Annotated in this window: 26 protein-coding genes and 1 other RNA gene; 11 read left to right on the forward strand and 16 right to left on the reverse strand. The window is 54.9% G+C overall.

The genetic code is table 11. From position 1 onward, the window contains the following. Positions 1 to 29: 29 nt before the first annotated feature. Positions 30 to 1,601, reverse strand: coding sequence for a galactarate dehydratase (gene garD, locus FHC49_RS22660; protein ID WP_220440906.1), 1,572 nt, complete (start codon positions 1,599 to 1,601; stop codon positions 30 to 32). Positions 1,602 to 2,014: 413 nt separating this feature from the next. Between garD and FHC49_RS22665 the strand changes: the two genes are divergently transcribed. The 7 genes from FHC49_RS22665 (at position 2,015) to FHC49_RS22695 (ending at position 9,923) form a co-directional block, all read left to right on the forward strand. Continuing rightward, positions 2,015 to 3,355 (forward strand): MFS transporter, encoded by a 1,341-nt coding sequence (locus FHC49_RS22665; protein ID WP_185667857.1) that lies wholly within the window; start codon positions 2,015 to 2,017, stop codon positions 3,353 to 3,355. A gap of 26 nt (positions 3,356 to 3,381) precedes the next feature. Beyond that, on the forward strand, positions 3,382 to 4,152 hold the full coding sequence (gene garL, locus FHC49_RS22670) for a 2-dehydro-3-deoxyglucarate aldolase (protein ID WP_220440907.1): 771 nt from the start codon (positions 3,382 to 3,384) through the stop codon (positions 4,150 to 4,152). Between the two features lie 30 nt (positions 4,153 to 4,182). Next, on the forward strand, positions 4,183 to 5,073 hold the full coding sequence (garR, locus tag FHC49_RS22675; RefSeq protein ID WP_220440908.1) for a 2-hydroxy-3-oxopropionate reductase: 891 nt from the start codon (positions 4,183 to 4,185) through the stop codon (positions 5,071 to 5,073). A gap of 95 nt (positions 5,074 to 5,168) precedes the next feature. Continuing rightward, entirely contained in the window at positions 5,169 to 6,314 is a 1,146-nt protein-coding gene (gene garK, locus FHC49_RS22680) for a glycerate 2-kinase (protein WP_185667860.1), read from the forward strand. A gap of 32 nt (positions 6,315 to 6,346) precedes the next feature. Further along, positions 6,347 to 6,727: RNase P RNA component class A (rnpB, locus tag FHC49_RS22685), an RNA gene on the forward strand. Positions 6,728 to 7,273: 546 nt separating this feature from the next. Beyond that, complete coding sequence (locus FHC49_RS22690; RefSeq protein WP_185667861.1) at positions 7,274 to 8,599, forward strand: amino acid permease; 1,326 nt, start codon at positions 7,274 to 7,276, stop codon at positions 8,597 to 8,599. A gap of 19 nt (positions 8,600 to 8,618) precedes the next feature. Continuing rightward, positions 8,619 to 9,923 (forward strand): serine dehydratase subunit alpha family protein, encoded by a 1,305-nt coding sequence (locus FHC49_RS22695; protein ID WP_185667862.1) that lies wholly within the window; start codon positions 8,619 to 8,621, stop codon positions 9,921 to 9,923. Positions 9,924 to 9,956: 33 nt separating this feature from the next. Here the strand turns inward: FHC49_RS22695 and FHC49_RS22700 are convergent, their stop codons facing one another. Beyond that, the gene (locus tag FHC49_RS22700) at positions 9,957 to 10,118 is read right to left on the reverse strand and encodes a hypothetical protein (RefSeq protein ID WP_185667863.1); all 162 of its coding nucleotides are present in this window, start codon (positions 10,116 to 10,118) and stop codon (positions 9,957 to 9,959) included. Between the two features lie 26 nt (positions 10,119 to 10,144). Next, a complete protein-coding gene (locus FHC49_RS22705; protein WP_185667864.1) occupies positions 10,145 to 10,846 on the reverse strand; it encodes a pirin family protein in 702 nt (233 codons plus the stop codon). A 104-nt stretch (positions 10,847 to 10,950) separates the two neighbouring features. Here FHC49_RS22705 and FHC49_RS22710 point away from each other — a divergent pair, with 104 nt between their 5' ends. After that, positions 10,951 to 11,847 carry a LysR family transcriptional regulator gene (locus FHC49_RS22710; RefSeq protein ID WP_185667865.1) on the forward strand — a complete coding sequence of 299 codons (897 nt, stop codon included), beginning with the start codon at positions 10,951 to 10,953 and terminating at the stop codon, positions 11,845 to 11,847. A gap of 75 nt (positions 11,848 to 11,922) precedes the next feature. Here the strand turns inward: FHC49_RS22710 and FHC49_RS22715 are convergent, their stop codons facing one another. The 11 genes from FHC49_RS22715 to FHC49_RS22765 form a co-directional block, all read right to left on the reverse strand. Then, a complete protein-coding gene (locus tag FHC49_RS22715) occupies positions 11,923 to 12,288 on the reverse strand; it encodes a DUF805 domain-containing protein (RefSeq protein WP_185667866.1) in 366 nt (121 codons plus the stop codon). Between the two features lie 129 nt (positions 12,289 to 12,417). After that, on the reverse strand, positions 12,418 to 13,404 hold the full coding sequence (locus FHC49_RS22720; protein ID WP_220440909.1) for a glutathione S-transferase family protein: 987 nt from the start codon (positions 13,402 to 13,404) through the stop codon (positions 12,418 to 12,420). Between the two features lie 70 nt (positions 13,405 to 13,474). Beyond that, a complete protein-coding gene (locus FHC49_RS22725) occupies positions 13,475 to 13,867 on the reverse strand; it encodes a DoxX family protein (RefSeq protein WP_064542109.1) in 393 nt (130 codons plus the stop codon). A 193-nt stretch (positions 13,868 to 14,060) separates the two neighbouring features. Beyond that, on the reverse strand, positions 14,061 to 14,351 hold the full coding sequence (locus FHC49_RS22730) for a YqjK-like family protein (protein ID WP_220440910.1): 291 nt from the start codon (positions 14,349 to 14,351) through the stop codon (positions 14,061 to 14,063). Then, on the reverse strand, positions 14,348 to 14,746 hold the full coding sequence (locus FHC49_RS22735; protein ID WP_220440911.1) for a phage holin family protein: 399 nt from the start codon (positions 14,744 to 14,746) through the stop codon (positions 14,348 to 14,350). The genes FHC49_RS22730 and FHC49_RS22735 overlap by 4 nt, the downstream gene beginning before the upstream one ends. A gap of 2 nt (positions 14,747 to 14,748) precedes the next feature. Continuing rightward, entirely contained in the window at positions 14,749 to 15,054 is a 306-nt protein-coding gene (locus FHC49_RS22740; protein ID WP_185667870.1) for a YqjD family protein, read from the reverse strand. Positions 15,055 to 15,080: 26 nt separating this feature from the next. Further along, on the reverse strand, positions 15,081 to 15,449 hold the full coding sequence (locus FHC49_RS22745; protein WP_185667871.1) for a DUF1090 domain-containing protein: 369 nt from the start codon (positions 15,447 to 15,449) through the stop codon (positions 15,081 to 15,083). Between the two features lie 147 nt (positions 15,450 to 15,596). Then, positions 15,597 to 15,977: an EnvZ/OmpR regulon moderator MzrA gene (mzrA, locus tag FHC49_RS22750; RefSeq protein WP_185667872.1), complete on the reverse strand. Its 381-nt coding sequence runs from the start codon at positions 15,975 to 15,977 to the stop codon at positions 15,597 to 15,599. 2 nt (positions 15,978 to 15,979) lie between these two features. Continuing rightward, the gene (yqjA, locus tag FHC49_RS22755; protein WP_185667873.1) at positions 15,980 to 16,642 is read right to left on the reverse strand and encodes a DedA family general envelope maintenance protein YqjA; all 663 of its coding nucleotides are present in this window, start codon (positions 16,640 to 16,642) and stop codon (positions 15,980 to 15,982) included. A gap of 305 nt (positions 16,643 to 16,947) precedes the next feature. Next, entirely contained in the window at positions 16,948 to 17,724 is a 777-nt protein-coding gene (gene exuR / locus FHC49_RS22760) for a transcriptional regulator ExuR (protein ID WP_185667874.1), read from the reverse strand. A 129-nt stretch (positions 17,725 to 17,853) separates the two neighbouring features. Further along, complete coding sequence (locus FHC49_RS22765) at positions 17,854 to 19,158, reverse strand: MFS transporter (RefSeq protein WP_185667875.1); 1,305 nt, start codon at positions 19,156 to 19,158, stop codon at positions 17,854 to 17,856. 475 nt (positions 19,159 to 19,633) lie between these two features. On the opposite strand from FHC49_RS22765, the gene uxaC reads away from it, so the two are divergent. The 3 genes from uxaC (at position 19,634) to FHC49_RS22780 (ending at position 23,181) form a co-directional block, all read left to right on the forward strand. Beyond that, positions 19,634 to 21,046, forward strand: coding sequence for a glucuronate isomerase (gene uxaC, locus FHC49_RS22770; RefSeq protein ID WP_185667876.1), 1,413 nt, complete (start codon positions 19,634 to 19,636; stop codon positions 21,044 to 21,046). 14 nt (positions 21,047 to 21,060) lie between these two features. Then, complete coding sequence (locus tag FHC49_RS22775; RefSeq protein ID WP_220440912.1) at positions 21,061 to 22,548, forward strand: UxaA family hydrolase; 1,488 nt, start codon at positions 21,061 to 21,063, stop codon at positions 22,546 to 22,548. A gap of 81 nt (positions 22,549 to 22,629) precedes the next feature. Continuing rightward, on the forward strand, positions 22,630 to 23,181 hold the full coding sequence (locus FHC49_RS22780; RefSeq protein ID WP_220440913.1) for a YgjV family protein: 552 nt from the start codon (positions 22,630 to 22,632) through the stop codon (positions 23,179 to 23,181). Between the two features lie 19 nt (positions 23,182 to 23,200). On the opposite strand, the gene sstT is transcribed toward FHC49_RS22780, so the two are convergent. Continuing rightward, the gene (gene sstT, locus FHC49_RS22785) at positions 23,201 to 24,448 is read right to left on the reverse strand and encodes a serine/threonine transporter SstT (protein ID WP_220440914.1); all 1,248 of its coding nucleotides are present in this window, start codon (positions 24,446 to 24,448) and stop codon (positions 23,201 to 23,203) included. Between the two features lie 285 nt (positions 24,449 to 24,733). Further along, positions 24,734 to 25,702, reverse strand: coding sequence for a TerC family protein (locus tag FHC49_RS22790; protein WP_185667880.1), 969 nt, complete (start codon positions 25,700 to 25,702; stop codon positions 24,734 to 24,736). Between the last annotated feature and the right edge of the window lie 54 nt (positions 25,703 to 25,756).

A 25,756-nucleotide genomic window follows, 5' to 3' on the forward strand; every position in this document is an offset into this window, starting at 1 on the left:
TGTTATCAGGCAGGGGCGCGATTAGTGCATCAGGTCACCGGTGCCGGGTTAAACACCGCCAGCTGGTTATGCAGCCCCCACTGATCCGAGAAGGTTTTCTTCCGCCCGCTCGCCACGTCGAGAATAAACTCAAACAGCTTGGTGCCCACATCCTCAATGGTCTCTTCGCCCGTCGCAATGGTTCCGGCGTTGATATCCATTAAGTCATACCAGCGGTTCGCCAGCTCCGTGCGGGTAGCCATCTTAATGACCGGCACCGCCATCAGGCCGTACGGCGTACCGCGACCGGTGGTGAAGACCTGCACGGTAATGCCAGAGGCCACCTGTTGGGTGCCGCAGACGAAATCGCTTGCCGGGGTGGCGGCATAAATCAGGCCGCGTTTGGTCGGGCGCTGGCCCGGTGATAGCACTTCCACAATGGCGCTCTTGCCTGATTTGGCGATAGAGCCCAGTGCTTTTTCTACCACGTTTGCCAGACCGCCTTTCTTGTTGCCCGGAGACGGGTTGGCGCTGCGGTCGGTTTGGCCCATATCGAGGTAGTTATCGTACCAGGCCATCTCTTCCAGTAGGCGTTTACCGACCTCTTCGTTGATGGCGCGCGGGGTGAGCAGGTGGATCGCATCACGTACTTCGGTGACTTCCGAGAACATGACGGTTGCGCCGCAGCGGACCAGCAGGTCAGACGCGTAGCCCACCGCTGGGTTGGCGGTGACGCCGGAGAAGGCATCGCTGCCGCCACACTGCATCCCAACGACCAGTTCAGACGCCGGGCAAGTTTCACGCTGGCGTTTATTGAGTTTTTCCAGGTGGCGTTCAGCTACCTGCAGAATGTCGTCGACCATCGATCTAAAGCCGACATGCTGTTCGTCCTGCAGGCGCACAATGCTGGCACTGTCGACCGGGATGCTCTGCACATCTTCGGTCCCTTGCAGCAGGCGTTCTGGCTGCAGTTTTTCGCAGCCGAGGCCGACCACCATCACTTCGCCGCCAAAGTTCGGGTTCAGGGCGATGTTATGAATGGTACGAATGGGCACGATGGCCGCCGGGGCGTTAATCGCCACGCCGCAGCCGTACAGGTGGTTAAGGCCTACCACGCCGTCGACGTTCGGGTATTTTGGCAGCAGATCGCGCTCAATAATCTTGACCACGTAATCCACCACGCCGGCCACGCAGTGCACGCTGGTGGAGATGCCCAGCAGGTTTTTGGTACCGACGCTGCCGTCGGCGTTGCGGTAGCCTTCGAAGGTGTAGCCTTCCAGCGGCGGCAGCGCTTCCGGCACTTTGGTGGCCAGCGGGAGCGTGTTCAACGGCGGTGCTTCCGGCAGAATGACCGTGGACTCATCAATCCAACTGCCCTTCACGATATCGCGAACGGCATAGCCGATGACCTCGCCGTAGCGGATAATTTCGCCGCGTTCGGGAATATCTACCAGAGCTACTTTATGCCCCTGGGGAATATGCTCAATTAATTCCAGACCATCAGGAAAACGTGTTCCTGCTTTTAATCCGTTATCGTTAACAATAATCGCCACATTATCAGTGTTGTGCACTTTAATATAAAAGGCAGTCGGCGATTCTTGTCTGATTTCAATGTTAGCCATTGTCCAGTATTCTCCAGCCAGCGGGGCAAAAAATAAAAGATAGAAGTGTCAGGGTTTTCATTATTGAAAATAAGAACACTTTGATTATGGAATAAAGCATGTCAGGTGTTGAAGTTTAAAAATGTGATTGAGATCACTTATTATTGTGGTGCCCCGTGGCGCAAGGGTATCAAAGCGTGAAATTGTGCATCAGCGCCCAGTGTTATGTGCATATGTATAATTAAAAGATTTTTAAAAGCGTTGAGATTGTGTGTTTGCACAATGTATGGCGCTGGTTTCCTGATTATACTGAATCCCGATTTCATAGTGTCTTATTGGTTTATTTAGTCGCTTGTTATCAATTAATAATCAGCGAAATATGCCTTAATAATAAAAATACAATTAAGGTGCTCTGTACCCCCGAGGATAATAAAATGATACATGATACTGCTGATGTTTCTGGATCAACGAAAGGAATGCCGACTCGTTATTTAATTTTGTTAGTTATTTTTATTGTTACGGCCGTTAACTATGCTGACCGCGCCACGCTCTCCATTGCCGGTACATCGGTGGCGAAAGAGCTGGGGCTGAGCGCGGTAGAAATGGGGTATATCTTCTCTGCGTTCGGTTGGGCTTATTTGCTCATGCAGATCCCCGGTGGTTGGTTACTGGATAAATTTGGTTCGAAGAAAGTGTACACCTACAGCCTGTTCTTCTGGTCGCTGTTCACTTTCCTGCAGGGCTTTGTTGGCTTCTTCCCATTAGCGTGGGCAGGCGTCTCCATGTTCTTTATGCGCTTTATGCTGGGCTTCTCCGAAGCGCCATCTTTCCCAGCGAACGCCCGTATTGTGGCGGCCTGGTTCCCGACTAAAGAGCGTGGCACCGCGTCCGCTATCTTTAACTCTGCGCAGTATTTTTCGTTAGCGTTGTTCTCTCCACTGCTGGGCTGGCTGACCTTCGCCTGGGGCTGGGAACACGTCTTTACCGTGATGGGGGCGATTGGCTTCGTGCTGACCGGGATGTGGGTGAAGTTTGTTCATAACCCGACTGACCATCCGCGTATGTCTAAAGATGAGCTGAAGTTTATTGCGGATAACGGTGCTGTGGTCGATATGGACCATAAAAAGCCGGGCAGCGATGCGGCAAAAGGTCCGAAGCTGGAGTACATCAAGCAGTTACTCAGCAGCCGTATGATGTTAGGTATCTTCTTTGGTCAGTACTTCCTGAACACCATTACTTGGTTCTTCCTCACCTGGTTCCCGATTTACCTGGTGCAGGATAAAGGGATGTCGATTCTGAAAGTAGGGCTGGTGGCATCTATCCCGGCGCTGTGTGGCTTTGCCGGTGGCGTGCTGGGCGGTCTGTTCTCTGACTACTTGATCCGCCGTGGCTGTACGCTGACCTTTGCTCGTAAGCTGCCTATCGTGCTGGGCATGCTGTTGGCATCGACGATTATTCTGTGTAACTACACCGATAACACCGCGCTGGTGGTAACCCTGATGGCGCTGGCATTCTTCGGTAAAGGCTTTGGTGCACTCGGCTGGCCGGTTATCTCCGATGTGGCACCGAAAGAGATTGTTGGGCTGTGCGGCGGGCTGTTTAACGTCTTCGGCAACGTGGCGTCTATCGTCACTCCGCTGGTGATTGGCTATATCGTGAGTGAGCTGCACTCCTTTAATGGCGCACTGATTTTTGTAGGCTGCTCTGCGCTGATGATGATGGTTTGCTACCTGTTCGTGGTGGGCGACATCAAACGTCTGGAACTGCGTAAGTAAGCCACGACTAACTTAAGGTAATGAAAATGGATAACGCGATTTTCCCTAACAAATTCAAAGCGGCACTGGCTGCCAAACAGGTTCAGATTGGCTGCTGGTCCGCACTCTCCAGCCCAATCAGCACCGAAGTGTTAGGACTGGCCGGTTTCGACTGGCTGGTACTGGACGGTGAACATGCGCCGAACGACGTGACGACGCTCATCCCGCAGCTGATGGCCTTAAAAGGCAGCGCGAGCGCACCGGTGGTGCGTATCCCGACTAACGAGCCGGTGATTATCAAGCGCATGCTGGATATCGGTTTCTACAACTTCCTGATCCCGTTCGTAGAAACCGAAGAAGAAGCCGCGCAGGCGGTCTCCTCTACCCGCTATCCGCCAGAAGGCATTCGCGGTGTGTCCGTTTCGCATCGCGGCAACATGTTTGGCACCGTGCCGGATTACTTCGCGCAGTCCAATAAGAACATCACCATCCTGGTGCAGATCGAGAGCCAGCTTGGCGTCGATAACGTTGATGCCATTGCCGCTACCGACGGCGTTGACGGGATCTTCGTTGGCCCAAGCGACCTGGCCGCCGCGTTAGGCCATCTGGGCAACGCTTCTCACCCGGAAGTGCAGCAGGCGATTCAACACATTTTCGCCCGTGCCAAAGCGCACGGTAAGCCGAGCGGCATTCTGGCACCGGTAGAAGCCGATGCGCGTCGCTATCTGGAGTGGGGCGCAACCTTTGTGGCGGTCGGCAGCGATCTGGGCGTGTTCCGCGCCGGTACGCAGAAGCTGGCTGACGCCTTCAAGAAGTAACCACCACCGAATACATACACATTTGAGGAAATGACGATGAAAGTTGGTTTTATTGGCCTGGGTATCATGGGTAAACCGATGAGTAAAAATCTGCTGAAAGCAGGTTACTCGCTGGTGGTTTCTGACCGTAATCCTGAAACGATCGCTGAAGTGATCGCCGCTGGTGCCGAAACGGCAACCACGGCAAAAGCGATTGCCGAGCAGTGTGATGTGATCATCACCATGCTGCCAAACTCCCCGCACGTGAAAGACGTGGCGCTGGGCGAAAACGGCATTATCGAAGGCGCGAAGCCGGGCACCGTGCTTATCGACATGAGTTCGATTGCTCCGCTGGCCAGCCGTGAAATTAGTGATGCGCTGAAGGCGAAGGGCGTTGAGATGCTTGATGCGCCGGTCAGCGGCGGCGAGCCAAAAGCCATCGACGGTACGCTGTCGGTGATGGTGGGCGGTGATAAAGCTATCTTCGATAAATACTACGACCTGATGAAAGCGATGGCGGGTTCGGTGGTACATACCGGCGACATCGGTGCGGGTAACGTGACCAAGCTGGCAAACCAGGTGATCGTGGCGCTGAACATTGCGGCGATGTCTGAAGCGCTGACCCTGGCAACCAAAGCGGGCGTTAACCCGGATCTGGTGTATCAGGCTATTCGCGGCGGCCTGGCAGGCAGCACCGTGCTGGATGCGAAAGCACCGATGGTGATGGACCGTAACTTCAAGCTGGGTTTCCGTATCGACCTGCATATTAAAGATCTGGCGAATGCCCTGGATACCTCGCACGGCGTTGGCGCACAGCTGCCGCTGACCGCGGCGGTGATGGAGATGATGCAGGCGCTGCGTGCCGATGGTCTGGGAACCGCTGACCATAGCGCTCTGGCATGCTATTACGAAAAGCTGGCGAAAGTGGAAGTCACTCGCTAAGGACGTTGTGCCCGGTGGCGCATTGCGTGCCGGGCTTACAGGGTAGGCCGGAGCAGTAAAACGCCCTCCGGCGTCGTGCGCTAATAGGCTCAGATATGAAAATCGTAATCGCCCCAGACTCTTATAAAGAAAGCCTTTCTGCCACCGAGGTAGCTCAGGCAATAGAAAAAGGATTTCGGGAAATCTTTCCGGAAGCGCAATTCGTGTCAGTGCCGGTCGCCGACGGTGGAGAAGGAACGGTTGAGGCGATGATTGCGGCCACGCAGGGGCGTTCGGTGACATCAACGGTCACTGGCCCGCTCGGCGAAGCCGTGGAAGCACAGTGGGGGATCTCCGGCGACGGGAATACCGCCTTTATTGAAATGGCGGCCGCAAGCGGCCTGGCCTTAGTGCCACCAGAACAGCGTAACCCGCTGATTACCACCTCTTACGGCACCGGGGAACTGATCCTCCAGGCGCTGGAGAGCGGGGTGAAGAACATTATTATCGGCATTGGCGGCAGCGCGACCAACGACGGCGGTGCCGGTATGGTGCAGGCGCTGGGCGCGAAGCTGTGCGATGCCGAGGGCAAGGAGATTGGCTTTGGCGGCGGCAGCCTGATGAGCCTTAATCACATTGATATTTCCGGCCTGGACGCCCGCCTGCAACACTGCGCGATTCGCGTGGCTTGCGATGTGACGAACCCGCTGACCGGGCCGCAGGGCGCTTCCTGCATCTTTGGCCCGCAGAAAGGGGCGACCGAGGCGATGATCGTCGAACTGGATCGCAACCTGGCCCACTATGCGGAGGCGATCAAAGCCTCGCTGCGTATCGACGTGAAAACCGTGCCGGGATCTGGCGCCGCGGGCGGAATGGGGGCGGCGCTGATGGCGTTCCTGGGCGCAGAGTTGCGCAGCGGCATTGAGATTGTGACCCAGGCGCTGAATCTGGAAGAGCATATTCACGATTGCACGCTGGTGGTCACCGGTGAAGGCCGTCTCGATAGCCAGAGCATTCACGGCAAGGTGCCGGTAGGCGTAGCCAGCGTGGCGAAGAAATACCATAAACCGGTTATCGGCATTGCCGGTAGCCTGACGCGCGATGTTGGCGTGGTGCACCAGTACGGCATTGATTCGGTATTCAGCGTGCTGAACCGTATTGGCTCGCTGGAAGAGGCGTTCCGCGATGCGGCGGAGAACATTTATCAGACCTCCCGGAACATTGCCGCCGCCATTCAGGTGGGGATGCGGATCGAAGGGTGACATCGGCGCGCAAACCCTCTATACTGCGCGCCGAAGCTGACCAGACAGTCGCCGCTTCGTCGTCGTCCTCTTCGGGGGAGACGGGCGGAGGGGAGGAAAGTCCGGGCTCCATAGGGCAAGGTGCCAGGTAACGCCTGGGGGGTGTAACAGCCCACGACCAGTGCAACAGAGAGCAAACCGCCGATGGCCCGCGCAAGCGGGATCAGGTAAGGGTGAAAGGGTGCGGTAAGAGCGCACCGCGCGGCTGGTAACAGTCCGTGGCACGGTAAACTCCACCCGGAGCAAGGCCAAATAGGGGTTCATAAGGTACGGCCCGTACTGAACCCGGGTAGGCTGCTTGAGCCAGTGAGCGATTGCTGGCCTAGATGAATGACTGTCCACGACAGAACCCGGCTTATCGGTCAGTTTCACCTCTTAAAAAACCCCGCCTCGGCGGGGTTTTTGCTTTTCGGCGCTGATTGAAGGACACGCCTTTTCAGTAGCGTTATATTCTATTTGTTTACCATATCCATACAAAAAATAGAGTTATTCACTAAATTGATGTAATGGTGTGATAACCGTCATTTTTTACCTTTCTTTAACTTCACATGTTGTTAACACGACTCATTGCGCTATCTCACAAAACCTGCGTAGCGTTCATCATCGAAGAAATCGCTATCCGGTTAAAATTCCTTATAAAACAACTTATTACGCTTATGGTGTTGGAAGCGAAAACAACCGAAATCTCTCTTTTTTTAGTTCAAGAGAAATACATTGGTTTATTTTGCGCTAATCGTAGCAATATTTTCTACTTTCGACGTTTCTCAGCGCATGGAGTTGCAAGTTTTTTCTCCATAACCCGCGCTATCATTTTCTCACTCTAAAAAAGGCAGTGAATAAGCCTGTAATATTAAAAATATCTGGAACATCAAACTGCATTAAAACAATAAACCCCTACATACTAAGAGTGAGAATTTGTTATGGAAACAATCTCAATAGCAACCGCGCCGACGTCGTCAGCGGCCGCGCGAGCGGGCATGTCAGAAAGTGAATGGCAGGCGGCAATAAAATTCGACAGTACCGACGTTGGCTGGGTCATTATGAGTATCGGGATGGCGATCGGGGCCGGGATCGTGTTCCTGCCGGTTCAGGTTGGCCTGATGGGGCTGTGGGTCTTCCTGCTCTCCTCCATCGTTGGCTACCCGGCGATGTACCTATTCCAGCGCCTGTTTATTAATACGCTTGCCGAATCGCCGGAGTGTAAAGACTACCCGAGCGTTATCAGCGGCTACCTCGGCAAAAACTGGGGGATCTTACTCGGTGCGCTCTACTTCATCATGTTGGTTATCTGGATGTTTGTGTACTCCACGGCGATCACCAACGACAGCGCCTCCTATCTGCATACCTTCGGCGTGACCGACGGATTGCTCTCCGAAAACCCGTTTTATGGCCTGGTGCTGATCTGCGTACTGGTAGCGATATCGTCGCGCGGGGAGAAGCTGCTGTTTAAAGTCTCCAGCTTTATGGTGCTGACCAAACTGCTGGTGGTGGCGGCACTTGGGGTGTCGATGGTCGGTATGTGGCATCTGTACAACGCCGGTACGTTGCCGCCGATGGGGCTGCTGATTAAGAACGCCATCATCACGCTGCCGTTTACCCTGACCTCTATCCTGTTTATTCAAACCCTGAGCCCGATGGTTATCTCCTATCGCTCAAAAGAAAAATCCCGCGAAGTGGCGCGTCACAAGGCGCTGCGGGCGATGAACATCGCCTTTGGCATTTTGTTCGTGGTGGTCTTCTTCTACGCCGTCTCCTTTACGCTGGCGATGGGTCACGATGAAGCGGTGAAAGCTTACGAGCAGAACATCTCGGCGCTGGCGATTGCCGCCCAGTTTATTAACGGCAGCGCGGGTGCCTGGGTGACCGTGGTGAGCGTGATCCTCAATATCTTTGCTGTGATGACCGCCTTCTTCGGCGTTTATCTGGGCTTCCGCGAAGCGACGCAGGGGATCGTTATCAACCTGCTGCGCCGCAAAATGCCGGAAGAACAAATCAATCAGAAGCTGGTGCAGCGCGGGATCATGATCTTCGCCATCCTGCTGGCCTGGAGCGCCATTGTTCTCAATGCGCCAGTGTTGAGCTTCACCTCTATCTGTAGCCCGATTTTCGGCATGGTGGGTTGTCTGATTCCGGCCTGGTTGGTCTACAAAGTCCCGGCGCTACACAAATACAAAGGCGTCTCGCTGGTGATTATCATCATTACCGGCCTGCTGCTCTGCGTCTCGCCGTTCCTGGCCTTCTCCTGATTTACCTGTGGTAATGAATATGGTTGATGTATCAATGAATCCGCTCTGGGACAACATGATTCAGGCGGTAAAACAGAACGTGAAGCCCGCAATGGGCTGCACCGAGCCGGTTTCACTGGCGTTGGCGAGCGCGATTGCGGCATCGCATCTGGCGGGCAGGGTTAGTCATATCGTGGCTAAAGTGTCGCCGAACCTGATGAAAAACGGCATGGGCGTTACCGTGCCGGGTACGGGGATGGTGGGGCTGCCGATTGCCGCCGCGCTGGGTGCGCTGGGTGGCGACGCGCAGGCCGGGCTGGAAGTGCTGAAGGGCGCGTCGGTGGAGGACATTACGGCGGCCAAGGTTCTGCTGGCCAGCGGTAAAGTGTCGGTGACGATGGAAGAGCCGTGCGATGACGTGCTCTATGCCAGCGCCACGGTCTATACCCTCGATGAATCGGCGACGGTGACCATTGCCGGTGGCCATACGCGAGTGATTCGCGTAGTGAAAAATGGCGTGACGCTGCTGAATGTCAGCAATGGCGAAGGCGCAGAAGAAGAGCAGACAACATCCCTTGAAAATGTCACCCTGGAGCAGGTCGTTGAGTTTGCCGAGCAGGTGCCGTTTGAAAAGATAAGCTTTATCCTCGATGCCGCCCTGCTGAACAGCGCGCTCTCTCATGAAGGGCTGCGTGCGCCGTATGGCCTGCATATTGGGGCGACCCTGCAACGTCAGCGCGAGCGCGGGCTGCTGGCAAAAGATCTACTGACCGACATCATGATCCGCACTTCGGCGGCCTCTGATGCACGCATGGGCGGCGCTTGCCTGCCAGCAATGAGCAACTCCGGCTCGGGCAACCAGGGCATTGCTGCGACTATGCCGGTGGTGGTGGTCGCGGAGCATCTGGGCTGCTCGCAGGAAAAAATGGCCCGCGGGCTGATTCTTTCGCACCTGACGGCTATCTATATCCATCACCAGTTGCCGATGCTGTCGGCGCTTTGTGCCGCGACCACCGCCTCGATGGGAGCGGCAGCCGGTATCTGCTGGCTTATCGACGGCAGCTACCGCAGCATCTCAATGGCCATCAGCAGCATGATCGGCGACGTCAGCGGCATTATCTGCGATGGCGCGTCTAACAGTTGCGCGATGAAGGTCTCAACCAGCGTGTCGTCGGCGTGGAAAGCGGTGCTGATGGCGCTGGATGAAACGGCGGTAACTGGAAATGAGGGGATTGTGGCGAACGATGTGGAGCAGTCGATTAGCAACCTCTGCTCGCTGGCCTGCCACTCCATGCAGCAGACGGACAAGCAGGTGATTCAGATTATGGCGAGCAAGCTCGCGTAAAAAATAGCCCCGGTCTCTGGCCGGGGCATCTTCTCAGGCGGCGTGTTCTGCTGCCTGATGACGTTCTGCTTCACAAACAATCGCTTCCAGCTCGTTCAGCATCTCTTCAAAGCCAAAGCTTTTTGGCGCGCTGACCGGCTGTGGTGCTTTAACGACGACGGCCTTGTGCTGCTTTTTGTTGTTTCGCTTACTCATTTTGTCTTCGGTGTCCCTGAAAATCGTTACACCGGTAAATCTATCAGCAAAGCGCGCAGCGGGGTATCAGCCACCAGTGTGATATTGCTCTCATCGCGGATAAACGCCCCATCGCCGCAGGTCAGAGATTGTTTTTCCGCCTCGTGAGCCAGTGCGTGAACCGTGCCATGAATCGACTGCAGATAGGCACGCGGCCCGTGCAGCTGCAGGCTGACCTGCTCGCCTTTGGCAAGCTCGATATGGTGCAGCCATACCTGCTGGCGCAGCTGCAGACTGTGCTGGCTGCCGTCCGGCGAGGCTAACAGTTGGTGATCGATCTCTTTCAGTTTGATCTTCTGCACGCGCGAGTTCTCGCGCTCAGGGCAGGCGTCGAGCCAGATTTGAATCCGGGTTAACGACTTGTCTTTACTCAGATTATGCTCGCTATAGCTGACGCCTGGCTGAGTGGCAATCAGCAGCGCTTCACCGGCTTTGGCATGAATATGGTGACCTTCACTATCGCGATACTCCGCTTCACCTTCCAGAATCAGATTCAGAATATCGACTTTTGGATAGGTGCGTGGCTGGAATGAGGCGCCCGGTGCGAGCACTTCCTGATTCAACACGCGCAGTGAGGCGTAGCCCAGCAGCTTCGGATCAAAGTAGTGCCCAAAAGAGAAGGTGTAGCGAGCCTGCAGCCAACCGAAGTCTGCCTGTCCGCACTGTTTCGCTGTTCTTGTGGTAATCATCTTCTTGACCCTCCTTTACACTAAAACAATGGTAAAGGTATGGACGCTGCATTGTTAGCCAGATATTCTGCCCGGTATGTTCAAATTTACTGAATGAGCACGCCATGGCTAAAGAGAGAGCACTGACGCTGGAAGCACTACGAGTAATGGACGCCATCGATAGACGCGGAAGCTTTGCCGCCGCGGCTGATGAGCTCGGACGCGTGCCTTCGGCATTAAGCTACACCATGCAAAAGCTGGAAGAAGAGCTGGACGTGGTGCTGTTTGACCGCTCGGGTCATCGAACAAAATTCACTAACGTGGGGCGCATGCTGCTGGAACGCGGGCGCGTGCTGCTGGAAGCCGCCGATAAGCTGACGACCGATGCCGAAGCGCTGGCTCGCGGCTGGGAAACCCATCTTACCATCGTAGCAGAAGCGCTGATCCCAACCTCTGCGCTGTTCCCGCTGGTGGAAAAGCTGGCGACCAAATCCAATACCCAACTGTCGATTATTACCGAAGTGCTGGCGGGCGCCTGGGAGCGCCTGGAGCAGGGTAGGGCGGATATCGTGATTGCGCCGGATATGCATTTTCGCTCATCGACGGAGATTAACTCCCGCAAACTCTATTCGGTGATGAACGTTTATGTTGCCGCGCCGGATCACCCTATCCATCAGGAAGCCGAACCGCTGTCGGAAGTGACGCGCGTGAAGTATCGCGGCGTGGCGATTGCCGACACCGCCCGCGAGCGTCCGGTACTGACGGTACAGCTGCTGGATAAGCAACCGCGTTTGACGGTCACGTCGATGGAAGAGAAGCGCCAGGCGCTGTTAGCCGGCCTGGGCGTAGCGACTATGCCGTATCCAATGGTCGAAGAGGATATCGCGCAGGGGCGCTTACGCGTGGTGAGCCCCGAATACACCAGCGAAATTGATATCATCATGGCCTGGCGTCGCGACAGCATGGGCGAAGCGAAGTCCTGGTGTCTGCGTGAGATTCAAAAGCTGTTAACCGCGAAATAAACCCCAGAGTCGGTGCTTCGCACCTCGTCCGGGCTACCTGCAACATGTAGCCCGGCCGAGCGAAGCGACCCGGGATCAGGAAAGACGCTTCGGATCCGGTCCGAAACGGTTGTCGCCAGGCGTTCCGTTCTGGCAGTTAAAGATGATGATCACAATCCAGCCAATCACCGGAATGATCAGTAGCAACAGCCACCACGCCGAGCGATCGGTGTCGTGCAGTCGGCGGAACTGCACTGCCCACCACGGAATAAAGACCAGAATGCCGTAAATAGTGGTGAGGATCCCTTCGCCGCCAGCGCGCTGCCAGCCTAGCATCTTGTCTATCACCCCCAGCACGAACGTCAAAATGACGTTCACCAGAATGAACATCCAGTACTCTTTGCGACGGGCGCGGCCGCCAAACCCAATGTAATTACGTAGAACGTTGAGATACCAATCCATTTTTATGCCTCAGTTGATCATTAATCACTTGTTTTTAAAGCGATCAAGCTAAGGATAGTCGTGAATGAAAAGGTGGTAAATATTGGCGGGGTGAATTAATTGGGCATCGAAGACCGATGCCCGGTGTGCTTAGCGGAAACGCTCGTCGCGGCCGTGCGGTTCGTCCAGATCCTGCCATGGCCCGATGGAGATAATCCCGGTCGGGTTAATGGTTTTGTGGCTACGGAAGTAGTGGTTACGGATATGGTCGAAGTCGACGGTCTCAGCAATACCCGGCATCTGGTAGATATCACGCAGGAAGCCGTGCAGATTCAGATAGTCGCTGATGCGGTGCTTATCGCACTTAAAGTGGGTCACGTAGACCGGATCGAAGCGGATAAGCGTCGTCCACAGGCGAATATCGGCTTCGGTGAGCTGATTACCGGTCAGGTAGCGGTGCTGTCCAAGGATCTTCTCCAGGCGATCCAGCGAGCTAAAGACTTTCTCCACGGCGTCATCATAGGCCGCCTGGCTGGTGGCGAAGCCGGCTTTGTAGACCCCGTTGTTCACCGTGTCGTAGATCCAACTATTCAGCTCGTCAATCTGCTCGCGCAGCGCGACCGGATAGTAATCACCCGCTTTGGCGCCCAGGGCATCAAAGGCGGTATTGAACATGCGAATGATCTCCGCAGATTCGTTGCTGACGATGGTCTGATTCTTTTTATCCCACAGCACCGGTACGGTTACGCGCCCGGAGTAGCTGGAATCGGCATGCTGATAGAGTTGATAAAGGAACTGATGCTGATAAAGCGTATCGCCAGTGGCGGCCGGGAAATCGGCGTCGAAGGTCCAGCCGTTTTCCAGCATGAGCGGGTTCACGACGGAAACCGAGATAAACGGCTCCAGCCCTTTGAGTTTACGCAGGATCAGCGTGCGGTGCGCCCACGGACAGGCAAGAGAGACGTACAGGTGATAGCGATCTTTCTCGGCGGCAAAACCACCGTTACCGGTCGGGCCTGGCTCGCCGTCGGCGGTCAGCCAGTTGCGAAATGCGGATACCGAACGCTGGAAACGTCCACCGGTGGATTTGGTGTCATACCAGACGTCCTGCCAGACGCCATCGATCAATTGTCCCATGATGTTCTCCTCCAGATAGCAAAAGCGAGGAGATATCTCCTCGCTTTTTTATTCATTCAGTATAGTGCGCTTACCACTTTTTATTCAGCACGCGGTCGATGCTGAATGCACCTGGACCGGTGATACCCAGCAGCAGGTAGCCGCCAGCGATGGTCAGGTTTTTCATAAACATCAGCGAGTTCATGCCTTCAGCAAAGTTGCTGTGGAAGATGAAGGCGGTCAGCAGGGTGAAGCCTGCGGTGAACAGCGCGGTGGTACGAGTCAGAAAACCGAACAGAATCGCCAGACCGCCGCCAAACTCAAGCAGAATGGTCAGTGGCAGCAGGAAACCTGGGACACCCATTGCTTCCATATACTGCTGCGTACCCGCATACCCGGTGATTTTGCCCCAGCCTGCGGTGATAAACAGAATCGGCATCAGAATACGTGCGACCAGGAAACCAATATCTTCTAATTTTTTCATCTTTCTCTCCAGAGAACCTTGCGGGCAGTTAAACCGTTTTATTGAGCGTTTACACGTTGATAGCGCGTAGCTGCTGTCGATGGAGAGAAATATAACTGTGACGTATAACAATTGTTAGCAAGGAAAACTGTTGAAGTTCTTCAAAGAATCTGAGCAATGATGTATGGCAGCGAGAAAAGCAGAGTAGGGAAGGTTAAACGGAGCGGCGCAGGATATTTCTGACCATGCGCCAGGTGCTCCAGACGCCCAGGCCGCGGCGGGCCCAGCGCACCAGAAAACGCGGATGGCGCAAAGAGACCACCGCCATCACGCTGCTGCCGACCATCACCCATGAGCGCAGGCTTACCAGGCGGTCCCAACCGCGATCGTAGGGCTGCGTGGCCTCCAGCCAGTCGCGACGGCTGGCGCTCATATCCAGCCGTTGCTGTTGAATCTGCCGCAGCAGATACGCTTTGCGTTCCTCTCGCTCCTGACGTGGACTCATGGTTCGTCATCCTCCAGCAGGGCGCGATCGTTAGCCAGTTCGTGGCGAGTATGGCGCAGCAGGGTGGAGCGGCGGGCTTTGCGCAGGGTCCATATCCCACCAACGATCGCGAGCAGCAGCAGGGTTACCGTAGTGGCGACCATTACGATAAGGCGATACTGCGGGTCAACGGCCCACATGATCAGCACCAGCAGGCTCATTAGGCCGAAAGCGGTGAACAGCAGGGTAAGCCCGGCCATTAACAGGATCTGGATGAGGTTGGCTTTCTCCTCTTCCAGTTCGACGACCGCTAAGCGCAGCCGCGTTTCGACCATCTGAACCACGAGAGTAACTATGCGCTGGCCAATGCCGAGAATGTTCTTTCCCGGCCCCGGCGCGTGTTGAGATTGGCTCATGCTTAGCGACGCGTCAGCAGAACGCCCAGCACCAGCCCGACAGCTGCACCAATACCGACGCCTGTCCACGGATTTTCACGCACGTAGCCATCGGCTTTCGCCGCTGCTTCACGCGTTTGCTTCGTTAGCACTTCACCTGCTTCACCCAGACGATCACGGCTCTCTTTGAGCGCGCTCTCTGCTTTACTGCGCAGTTTGCTCATCTCCTCTTTGGATTTGTCGGTGGAAGCATTCAGGACTTCTTCCAGGGTATCGGACAGGGCCTTCAGCTCTGCGCGTAACTGATCTGATGTCGAATCTTTAGCCATCGTATCTCTCCTTTAAGGATTTCCACTCAATATGCGCGGGATTCCAGCGCGTTAAGTTCTTTTTTGGCTTCCTGCAGCTTATGCTCGCGTTTTGCCACTTTATCCGCATCGCCTTTCTGCTCTGCTTCCTTCAGATCCTGCTCGCGCTCGCGAACTTCATCCTTCTGTTCCGCAATTTTTTCCTGATGATCGGCGCGAAGCTTGCTGTCAGTACAGTGTGCCTGGACTTCGCTCAGCGCCTTTTTCAGGCCGTCGATACGGTGCTGATTGTTATGCTTCTCGGCATAACCAATCTCACGCTGAATGTCCTGCTCTTTTTCCTGACACAGTGATGTTGCTGCTGCGCTCGCACTAAGAGACGCGAGGGCAAGAGCAAGAACGATGCGGTATTTCATGTATGAACCTTCCATTGTGCGTAGTACATCGGCATGTACTTTTTCCGGTATGTGGGCAGCGCCGCTGCGTCACCCACAATACTAAGCATAGTAAGTAAAATACAAAATCACCAAAGCGGGTGAAAGTATTCGGATTCCTGGAAGTGGCTAACCAAATCGATGCGAGGTGTCACGAAGAAGGGACAGCCAGCTTGCCGGGTTGTTATCTTCATCCTGCAGCGCTATCACGTAGACGTGCGGCAGGGTGTTATCCAGCACGCGCTTCGCCGCGGCGCTCTGCTCGCTGGATTCAAAGGTAATCAATAAGGCATCATCCTTCGGCGTGATGCTCTTAAAGCGAATGCCGTTAGCATCCAGATGATGAGAAATGGAGAAGCCGTCGGGCATGCTGGCCTGATTCATCGGGCGAATGGCCAGCGTAGACTCTTCGCGCTGCAGTGCGGCCCATAGCCAAAGCATGATGCATAGCATCAGCATCATGCCCAGACTAACGGCAAATCGACGTAGCAGAATGCGGTTTGCCACCATCGTTAGCCTCGATTACCGTATTTCTTCTTCCACACCACGGCCAGTGAACCAATCAGGCCGACGACCAGCAGTACCACCGGCAGCAGCATCAGGCACGACATCAGCGCGTCTTCGTATTTCTGGAATACCGGGGTTTTACCCAGCAGATAGCCAAGGGTGGTCAGAATCAGTACCCACAGCAGGCCGCTCATCCAGTTGAAGAACTGGAAGCGCGCGTTGTTCAGGCCTGAAATTCCGGCAATGGTCGGCAGCAGGGTACGCACGAACGCGATAAAGCGACCAATCAGCAGCGCTGAGAGGCCGTGCTTATGGAACAGATGGTGCGCGCGCTGGTGGTAATGGGCGGGAAGATGAGAAAGCCAGTTCTGGACGATACGCGTATTGCCCAGCCACTTGCCCTGAATATAGCTAAGCCAGCAGCCAAGGCTTGCGGCAACGGTGAGTAGAATGACCGTTTGTGGGAAGCCCATCGCACCTTTGGCTATCAGTACGCCGACCAGCACCAGCAGGCTATCGCCCGGTAAAAACGCAGCCGGCAGCAAACCGTTCTCAAGGAACAGGATCATAAATAAGACAAAATAGAGCATACCGATCATGGACGGATTAGCGAGGGTTTCGAAATCCTGGCTCCACAAGGCATTTAAGAGTTGGGTTAGTAGTTCCATTCACGATTCCTGGTACATCGATTAACGTAATGCCTGAACGCGCTGCGACGGTCTTTGCTTGTTTCTATTTTAATAGCATCGCGGTAAATACGCGCTGAACAGTCCCTGTTTTGGCAAAATAATCTACTGCTGAACAACAAAAAGGCAAAATGCATGCAATTGTAACAAATGGCGCGGTTTTCCGTCATAGAAATTGCAATTTGTTGCAGAACGATTTTGCGGTTTCGGGCGGGGAGTGGCTAGGGGATTTACAAAGGCTTACCCACGTGAAAAGTCAGGTAAGCCTTGATAAGTGACAAGGGCGCTTATTTGCCGCCGATAGCGACCGTATCGAGGTGAACTACCGGGTTTTCCGCAAACAGGTAGCGGTCGGCGTTGAACTCAAAATCATCGCTGGTTTCGTTGAACAGCATCAGCTTGGTGTTCTCCAGATGCTGCCACATGGCAATTTTTGCCGCATGCGGATCTTTGCGAATCAGCGCTTTCAGGATCTGGTCGTGATCGTCACACCAGTTATCTACGGTGCGAGCGTCGATATGGTCGTGGAGTTTTTTCCAGTACGGGTTGTGCACGCGCTGGGTCCACATTTTTTCAACGATGGCCGCAAGCGCGGTGTTTTGCGTAGCCAGAGCAACCTGCACGTGGAACTGGAGATCCCACTGGGAGTCGCGGAAGCACTGCTCTTTGCGTGCGTTTTCCTGGATCTCCATCAGCTTCATGATGTCCTGCTTGGTGACCTGGGTGGCGGCGAACTCCGCGATGTTGCTCTCAATCAACTGACGTGCCTGCAGTAGCTCAAACGGGCCGTAGTTGGCAAACTCCAGCGTTTCGTCCGGCATCTGATGGTATTTCGGCTGATTGGAAATGACGTGAATGCCGGAGCCTTTACGGACTTCAACATACCCTTCGACTTCCAGCATGATAATCGCTTCGCGAACCACGGTGCGGCTGACGCTCTTTTCATCGGCAATAAAGCGCTCCGCAGGCAGTTTATCGCCCACTAGGTATACGCCTTGCTCAATGCGTTCTTTTAGCTCAGCGGCCAGTTGCTGATACAAGCGACGTGCGTCGGCGATTTCCATATGCTCTCCAGGCAGGGTACGGCAGATTAAATTTGTTATACCACTTTTACGAGCAGCTAACCACATTATGACATGAAAAAAGCCGCCTGTAACAAGGCGGCTTTTGGGAAAACGGACATCCGTTACAGATTAGTTTTGCGTGGCCTGCTGCGTCGGGCTATTTGCGCCGGATTCACCGTCGTCTGCCTGCTTGTTCTGCAGCACGGTCCAGATAACCACTGCACCTAACAGGTCGAAGATAGCCAGTACGGCGAACAGTGGGCTGAAGCCGATGGTATCAGCCAGTGCGCCAACAACCAGTGCAAACATGGTGCTCGCCATCCACGCCGCCATCCCGGTCAGACCGTTCGCGGTAGCCACTTCGTTACGACCAAAGACGTCGGAAGAGAGCGTAATCAGCGCGCCGGACAGAGACTGGTGAGCAAAGCCACCGAGGCACAGCAGGGCGATAGCAACGTATGGGCTGGTGAACAGACCGATCATCCCTGGGCCAATCATCAGCAGGGCGCCCATGGTGACAACCATTTTACGGGAAACAATCAGGTTCACGCCGAACCAGCGCTGGAACAGCGGCGGCAGGTAGCCACCCAGTACGCAGCCTACGTCAGCGAACAGCATTGGCATCCACGCAAACATGGCGATTTCTTTCAGGTCAAAGCCGTAGACTTTGAACATGAACAGTGGGATCCAGGCGTTGAAGGTACCCCATGCTGGTTCAGCCAGGAAGCGCGGCAGGGCGATACCCCAGAAGCGACGGGTTTGAATGATCTGCCATGGCGACATTTTCTTCGCGTTGTTGGTCTGGTGCTGTGCTTCCTGACCACCAATGATGTACTCACGTTCTTCGTCAGTTAATTTTTTCTGATCGCGTGGGTGTTTGTAGAAGATAAGCCAGGACATTGCCCAGATGAAGCTCAGCGCGCCGGAGATAATGAACGCCATCTGCCAGCTGTGCATCACGATAGCCCAGACCACCAGAGGTGGCGCAATCATGCCGCCGATAGACGAACCAACGTTAAAGTAACCTACCGCGATAGAACGCTCTTTCGCCGGGAACCACTCAGAGCTGGCTTTCAGACCCGCAGGGATCATTGCTGCTTCAGCCGCACCGACCGCACCACGTGCGATGGCCAGACCACCCCAGCTGCCTGCCAGCGCAGTCGCGCCACAGAAAACAGCCCAGGCAATGGCGAAGAAGGCGTAACCGATTTTGGTACCCAGAATGTCCAGAACGTAGCCGGCAACCGGCTGCATCACGGTATAAGCTGCAGAGTAAGCAGCGATGATGTAAGAGTATTGTTGTGTGGAAATGTGCAGCTCAGCCATCAGAGTCGGCGCAGCTGCCGCCACGGTATTACGTGTCAGGTAGCCCAGCACGGTGCCCATTGTCACCAGTGCGATCATGTACCAACGTAACCCTTTAATTTTACGCATGTAAACCTCATCGTGTTGTTATAACTGCGAGTCCTGCAGCCATCCTCCCGTGTTGCCGGAAGATGTCATTCTCGAAGGGGCTTACCGGAGTAAACTTCCCGGTACGGCCCGAACTTGCCAGTAAGTACGCGTGCTGAATTCGGTATCCGTACCGCTCAATCAGGTGTCTGTATCGACCACGTCGACTGCATTCCGTCGTTCAATGTGTTTCGACGGGGTGCAAGATAACTTGTCATACAACTTTAAAAGGTGAATACCGTCACAAAAGAGGTATTTTCCGTACGGTTTAAGGGGTAGATAGGCCAGGCCAGGCGCGGCGCGGCTTGCAGGGGTGTTTCTTCATTTTTTCTGTCATTTTTTGTCAAGGTTTATTGATCTAACTCACGAAAAAATCTTCGGTTGAACGAAATTGGTGTGATAACTTTGACAGCATTACAGATAAACATCTGACCCACTCGTTGAGAGGAAGACGATAATGACCCCGTTCATGACTGAAGATTTTCTGTTAGACACCGAATTTGCCCGCCGTCTGTACCACGACTACGCAAAAGATCAGCCGATTTTCGACTATCACTGCCACCTGCCACCACAGCAGGTTGCGGAAGACTATCGTTTTAAAAACCTGTATGACATCTGGCTGAAAGGCGATCACTACAAGTGGCGCGCAATGCGTACCAACGGCGTAGCGGAACGCCTGTGCACCGGCGATGCGTCTGACCGCGAGAAGTTTGACGCGTGGGCTGCCACCGTGCCGCACACCATCGGCAACCCGTTATACCACTGGACTCACCTCGAACTGCGTCGCCCATTCGGCATCACCGGTAAACTGCTGTCACCGTCTACCGCTGGCGAAATCTGGGATGAGTGCAACGAGTTGCTGGCTCAGGACAAATTCTCCGCGCGCGGCATCATGAAGCAGATGAACGTGAAAATGGTCGGCACCACCGATGACCCGATCGATTCTCTGGAACATCATGCGGCCGTCGCGAAAGACGGTTCCTTTGACGTGAAAGTGCTGCCGAGCTGGCGCCCGGATAAAGCGTTCAACATTGAACTGGCAACCTTCAACGATTACATGGCGAAACTGGGTGAAGTGTCTGACACCGACATCCGTCGCTTTGCTGACCTGCAGACTGCGCTGACCAAGCGTCTGGATCACTTCGCCGCGCACGGCTGTAAAGTCTCTGACCACGCGCTGGACGTTGTCCTGTTCGCGGAATCTAACGAAGCGGAACTGGATAGCATCCTGGCACGCCGTCTGGCCGGTGAAACCCTGAGCGAGCACGAAGTCGCCCAGTTCAAAACCGCCGTACTGGTCTTCCTGGGCGCTGAATACGCACGTCGCGAATGGGTACAGCAGTACCACATCGGCGCGCTGCGTAATAACAACCTGCGTCAGTTCAAACTGCTGGGTGCGGACGTCGGCTTCGACTCCATCAATGACCGCCCAATGGCGGAAGAGCTGTCTAAACTCCTGAGCAAACAGAACGAACAGAATCTGCTGCCAAAAACCATTCTGTACTGCCTGAACCCGCGTGATAACGAAGTGCTGGGCACCATGATCGGTAACTTCCAGGGTGAAGGTATGCCGGGCAAGATGCAGTTCGGTTCCGGCTGGTGGTTCAACGATCAGAAAGACGGTATGGAACGTCAGATGACTCAGCTGGCACAGCTGGGCCTGCTGAGCCGCTTCGTCGGCATGCTGACCGATAGCCGTAGCTTCCTGTCTTACACCCGTCACGAATACTTCCGCCGTATTCTGTGCCAGATGATTGGCCGTTGGGTTGCTGCGGGCGAAGCGCCTGCTGACATCCAGCTGCTGGGTGAGATGGTGAAAAACATTTGCTTTAACAATGCGCGTGACTACTTCGCCATTGAACTGAACTAAAGTCTGGGGTTGGTATGCAATACATCAAGATCCATGCGCTGGATAACGTCGCAGTCGCGCTCGCTGATTTGGCCGAAGGAACCGACGTCACCGTTGATGGGCAGGTGATTACCCTGCGTCAGGCGGTCACGCGTGGCCACAAGTTCGCCTTACGCGATATCGCGAAGGGTGAAAACGTCATTAAATACGGTTTACCGATTGGTCACACGCTGGTGGATGTGGCGGCGGGCGAGCATATTCATGCTCATAACACGCGCACCAATCTGAGCGATCTGGACACGTATAGCTACCAACCTGATTTCCAGGCAGAGGTTGCCCAGCCCGTCGATCGTGACGTGCAGATCTACCGCCGGGCGAACGGTGACGTGGGCGTGCGTAACGAACTCTGGATCCTGCCGACCGTGGGCTGCGTGAACGCCATGGCTCGTCAGATGCAGAACCGTTTCCTGAAAGAGACCAACGATGCCGAAGGTATTGACGGCGTTCATCTCTTCAGTCACACCTACGGCTGTTCGCAGCTCGGCGACGATCACATCAACACCCGCACCATGCTGCAAAACATGGTGCGTCACCCGAATGCGGGTGCGGTGCTGGTGGTTGGCCTGGGTTGTGAAAACAACCAGGTCGATGCGTTCCGCGAAACCTTAGGGGAGTTCGATCCTGAACGCGTTCACTTTATGGTCTGCCAACACCAGGAAGACGAAGTGGAAGCAGGGATCGAACATCTCCATCAGCTGTACAACGTGATGCGCAATGACAAACGCGAGCCGGGTAAACTGAGCGAGCTGAAGTTTGGTCTGGAATGCGGCGGGTCTGATGGCCTGTCCGGCATTACCGCCAACCCGATGCTGGGTCGTTTCTCCGACTACGTGATTGCCAACGGCGGCACTACCGTGCTGACCGAAGTGCCGGAAATGTTCGGCGCCGAGCAGCTGCTGATGAGCCACTGTCGTGACGAAGAGACCTTCGGCAAGCTGGTGACCATGGTCAATGACTTTAAGCAGTACTTCATTGCCCACGACCAGCCAATCTACGAGAACCCATCGCCGGGCAACAAAGCGGGTGGTATCACCACGCTGGAAGATAAATCACTGGGCTGCACGCAGAAAGCGGGTTCCAGCAAAGTGGTTGACGTTCTGCGCTACGGTGAACGCCTGAAGACGCACGGTCTGAACCTGCTCAGCGCACCGGGTAACGATGCGGTGGCGACCAGTGCCCTGGCGGGCGCGGGCTGCCATATGGTGCTGTTCAGTACCGGTCGCGGTACCCCTTACGGTGGTTTTGTGCCGACGGTGAAAATTGCCACCAACAGCGAACTGGCTGAGAAGAAGAAACATTGGATCGACTTCAATGCTGGCCAACTGATTCACGGTAAAGCGATGCCTCAGCTGTTGGAAGAGTTTGTTGACGTTATCGTCGACTTCGCCAACGGCAAGCAGACCTGCAACGAGCGCAATGATTTCCGCGAGCTGGCCATCTTTAAGAGCGGCGTCACGTTGTAATAAAAATGTGATCTGATACGATAAAACGGCGTTTCATTGTGTGAAACGCCGTTTTTTTATGCTGTTTAACAAGGATCTCTCATGACGGCGTATTGGTTGGCCCAGGGCGTTGGCGTTCTGGCATTTATCATCGGTATCACTACCTTCATCAACCGCGATGAACGGCGCTTTAAGTTCCAGCTCTCCCTCTACAGCGCCACCATTGGCGTGCACTTCTTCCTGATGGGGGCGATTCCCGCCGGGATGAGCGCCGAGCTGAACGTTATCCGAACCATTATTTCGGTCTACACGCGCCGGATCTGGGTGATGTTTGTCTTTATTGCGCTGACGCTGATTCTCGGGCTTGGCAAATTGCACCATGCAATGGAACTGTTGCCGATCGCCGGCACGGTAGCCAGTACCTGGGCGCTGTTTCGCTGCAAAGGACTGACGGTACGCTGCGTGATGTGGTGTTCCACGCTTTGCTGGGTTATCCATAACTTCTGGCTTGGTTCAATTGGCGGCACGATGATTGAGGGTAGCTTCCTGGTGATGAACGGCCTGAACATCATTCGCTTCTGGCGGATGCAGCGTAAGGGAATTGATCCGTTTAAGGTCGAGAAGAAGGTGCAGGAAGAGAACCCCTCCGCCTGATGGCGAAGGGGTTAGAGCGTTAGCTACGCAGGGCGTTCTTTTCCAGGCGATCGTCTTCTGCCTGGCAGGCCGCGGCGGTGAACAGCACGTCGGTTGACGAGTTGAGCGCCGTTTCGCAGGAGTCCTGCAGCACGCCGATAATAAAGCCGACGGCGACGACCTGCATGGCGACGTCGTTCGGGATGCCGAACATGTTACAGGCCAGCGGGATCAGCAGCAGAGAACCGCCCGCCACCCCAGATGCTCCACAGGCGCACAGCGAAGCCACTACGCTCAGCAGCAGTGCGGTCGGTAAGTCTACCGGAATCCCCAGTGTATTGACTGCCGCTAGCGTTAATACCGTAATGGTGATTGCCGCCCCAGCCATGTTGATGGTAGCGCCCAGCGGGATGGAGACGGAGTAGGTGTCCCTATCCAGATTGAGTTTCTCACACAGCGCCATATTCACCGGAATATTAGCGGCAGAGCTACGGGTAAAGAAGGCATACACGCCGCTTTCGCGCAGACAGGCCATGACCAGCGGATACGGGTTGCGGCGAATTTTCCAGAAGACCAGCAGTGGGTTTATTACCAGCGCGACCAACAACATACACCCGATCAGGACCAGCAGCAGTTGCGCATAGCCCCACAGGGTTTCAAAGCCGGTTGTGGCAAGCGTGGAGGCGACCAAGCCGAAGATCCCCAGCGGCGCAAAACGGATCACCACTTTGACGATAAAGGTCACCGCATGGGAAATATCGTTGATCAGATTTTTGGTGGTGTCGTTACCGTGGCGCAACGCAAAGCCTAAACCGACGGCCCATACCAGAATACCGATATAGTTGGCATTCATCAGCGCGCTGATTGGGTTTGATACCATGCTCATCAGCAGACCGCGCAGCACTTCCACGATGCCAGATGGCGGCGCAATATCTTCCGCTGCGGCGCTGAGATGCAGCGTAGAAGGGAATAAGAAGCTAAAAAGCACCGCAGTCAGCGCGGCGGCAAAAGTGCCGATCAGATACAGAAATAGAATCGGACGGATATTGGTTTTTTGCCCCTGCTGGTGATTGGCAATCGAGGCCATGACCAGCATTAATACCAGCACCGGTGCGACGGCTTTCAGTGCGCCGACGAACAGCGTACCCAACAGGCCAGCGGCAATGGCGGCCGGTTTGGAAACGACGGCCAGCAGAATCCCCAGGATCAGCCCAACCAAAATCTGTTTAACCAGACTACCGCTGGTTATAAAACGCAAAAAGCCGGGTGATGCGGATGGTTTTGTCATCAATGCATTCCTTAGAGTGATGTGTGTTGTCTTTCCAGCGACGTATTATTTGTTACGTTTATGTCTGGATGTAAAAAAGTGTTTGCTCGATCGAGTATAAGGAAAGTCGTGGTTTGGGGAAGTGTAAAATGCTGGAATTTACGCCATGCATCATATTTTTTAACTAATAATTTACATTGTGTGACGTAGATTGAAGTATGAAAGTAGCCCGGGCGAGGCGTTCACGCCGACCCCGGGAAGCCTCGGAGCGACTCCCGGCGTCGCTTTGCTCGGCCGGGCTACGGGTTACATTTTCTGCTTTTTCAGATCGTTACGGTGGTTAACCCAGGCGTTGAGGATCAGGGTGAATGCCAGGATCCCGCCGACCACGCCCAGCGATACCGAGATTGGGATATGGTAGAAATCGACGATCAGCATCTTGATACCGATAAACACCAGGATTACCGACAGCCCGTACTTCAGCATCGAGAAGCGCTCTGCCACGCCCGCCAGCAGGAAGTACATCGCACGCAAACCAAGGATCGCGAACAGGTTAGAGGTCAGCACGATAAACGGATCGGTGGTAACCGCAAAGATAGCCGGAATACTGTCGACCGCGAAGATAACATCGCTCAACTCCACCAGAATCAACACCAGCAGCAGCGGTGTGGCAAACAGCACGCCGTTCTTACGGGTAAAGAAGTGCTCGTTCTCGATTTTGTCGGTCATCCGCAAATGCCCGCGCAGCCAGCGCACCAGCGGTTTATCGCCAATCCCGCCTTCATCTTCCTTCGCCAGCGCCATCTTAACCCCGGTGAACAGCAGGAATGCGCCGAAGAGATACAGCAGCCATTCGAACTGGGAGATAAGCCAGCTTCCCGCGAAGATCATGATAGTACGCAGCACGATCGCGCCCAGTACGCCGTAGACCAGCACGCGGCGCTGCAGCGCCGCAGGCACCGAGAAGTAGCTAAACAGCATCAGCCAGACGAAGACGTTGTCTACCGCCAGCGATTTTTCGATCAGGTAGCCGGTGAGGAAGGCGAGCGCCTGCGGGTCAGCGACCGCGCGGCCCTGAGTTTCCGCCAGGTACCACCAGAACGCGGCGTTAAACAGTAACGAGAGGGTGACCCACACCAGCGACCAGGCTGCCGCCTGTTTCATGGACATGGTGTGCGCGCCGCGACGGCCCTGCAGGAACAGGTCGATAGCGAGCATAATCACCACGACGACAGCGAATCCGCCCCACAGCAACGGTGTGCCGACTGTATTCATAGAATTTTTCCTTACGCATAAAAAAACGGCTAACGTCAGAAGACGATAGCCGCT

The organism is Kluyvera sp. EC_51, assembly GCF_019584505.1.
GTDB lineage: Bacteria > Pseudomonadota > Gammaproteobacteria > Enterobacterales > Enterobacteriaceae > Kluyvera > Kluyvera sichuanensis.